Annotated in this window: 1 protein-coding gene; it reads right to left on the bottom strand. The window is 43.9% G+C overall.

What is annotated here, in order from left to right:
* On the bottom strand, positions 1-1,916 hold a 1,916-nt coding region (locus Q0171_RS07970; RefSeq protein WP_299328729.1), incomplete at both ends, for an autotransporter outer membrane beta-barrel domain-containing protein.

The following is a 1,916-nucleotide window of genomic DNA, read 5'->3' on the forward strand; positions in this document are numbered from 1 at the left end:
CTCACACCAAGATTTGCTGTGAGGTTTAAGTCTTTGTAGCTAAGTCCTGCTTTGCCCCCTAGAGCAAAGTTGATGAAAGTTTGCTTACCTAGTAGCACTTCTCCCCCAGCAGTAGCTAGCACATGAGTATTGAGCCCATCACTCGCACGATAGGAGAGTGAGTTATCCCCAGCGAAGCGCACATTCTCAATCGTGCCTTTAGAGATGTAGAGATCTTTTTGTGCGCCTACATTGATGAAATAATAGCTCGCACCAGAAAAATACTGGCGCATTTCAAGAGCGAGATTGAGTGCAAGCAGATCACGGCTTGTTTGTGGTGCTTGGATAGCAGCATTGCTCTCTAGGGCAGTTTTTAGTCCATTGATTTCGCCTACGCTGATATGGTAGTAGCTTAGTCCTCCCATAGGCTTAAAGACAAGGGATTTGTTATTTGTGCCAAACACATAGCCATAGTTGGCATGAATCATTGCCGTGTGGGTATTGTAGCCATAGGATTGATCAAGTGCAGAGAGCCAGACATTCTGGCGGGTATAGATATCTTCAGTATTGATACCAATTGTATAGTTGGCTGTGAGATCAACCTCGTGGTTTTGGATAAAGGTTCTAGTGTAGATTCCGGTATTGACATTATGGCTGTTGTTTTTGAGCAAATCAGCAGTGTAAGTGCCATAGCCATAAGAAACCTGCGCACCGATGATAACCCCACTCTCGCCTACTGGGATAAAGCGATCATAGCCTGTGTTTATCCCATAGAGTGTGCCATGACCATTTTTCACAAAGCTTGCACTCCCTATGGCTGTCGCCCAGATATTATTCATAAACTCATGGCGATTGGAGAATTTATACAAAAATGCTGGGTTTATCTTGTGGCTTGTATCACTAGCGATTGTGCCAGAATCTGCATAGTGTGGTGTGCGTGCAATAAGTCTAGCAAAGGCTTGATTACTCGTATCAATTGTGTGGTTTGAGAGCTTGACTAGGCGATTGGCTCTTGCAATATCTGCTGCAAGCCTAGTAGAAGCACTAGCAGAGGATTTTCTATCCACAGAGGAGAGCTGGTCTAGGGTGTTATTGAGCTGATTGGCACTTTGGAGAAAGAAGTCCTCACCATAGAGCAAGATATTTGCTCCTGTCCAAGTGATACCATGATGTGTAATGGCAAGATAGTTAAACCAATCAAACACATCAGATTCTGTATGGGTTACTTGGGATTGTGTGAGCTGGGTGTTAGAATCTAGCTTATTGTCTTGTATGCACTGCTGTGTATCATGTGAGCTGCAAAAGACTTTTTCTGTCTTGGCATTTGTGCCAGTGCCTGTGGTGTATTCATAGACATAGAGAGTCTGGGCTTCTCCTTTTGTATTGCTGCCTGTTTGGGTTTGACTAACTAGGATTTTATCCATGCTATTTGATACAGCACCGATTTTATCGATACATGATTGTCCGCATTTTTCATAGAGATAGTAGCGGATATCGCCGATGTCATAGGGGTTATTAGCATTATCAGAGCTTATCTTTAGCCCGATGTAGTTGTAAGTGAGCACCTTTTCGTATTTGAGTCCCATAGCAGAGAGGTCGATTCTCCCTTGTGTGTAGTTGCCATTGTCTGCTGGCTTCTCTCCCTCATAGATGGCGATGAGCTTTTCAATCTGGGCGCACTGCTCTTTGGCACTGCCATCACAATGGATCATCTGCTGCTTCCCAGCAGAATCCACAAAGTTATACTTAATCTCGCCTGCATCAATGAGTCGCTTGACTTCTCCTGCTTGGATATTGAGATTCTGGAATTGATTGCCAGCATTAGTGATAGCAAGTAGGGGCTTGCCATAGCCATTGACATTGTTTGCATAGTCTTTCATCGATACACCTAGCTCTAGCACACCTGCTTCATTTTTACCATTGACTAGTTGATTATC

Origin of the sequence: uncultured Helicobacter sp., from assembly GCF_937906905.1 — a bacterium.
GTDB lineage: Bacteria > Campylobacterota > Campylobacteria > Campylobacterales > Helicobacteraceae > Helicobacter_B.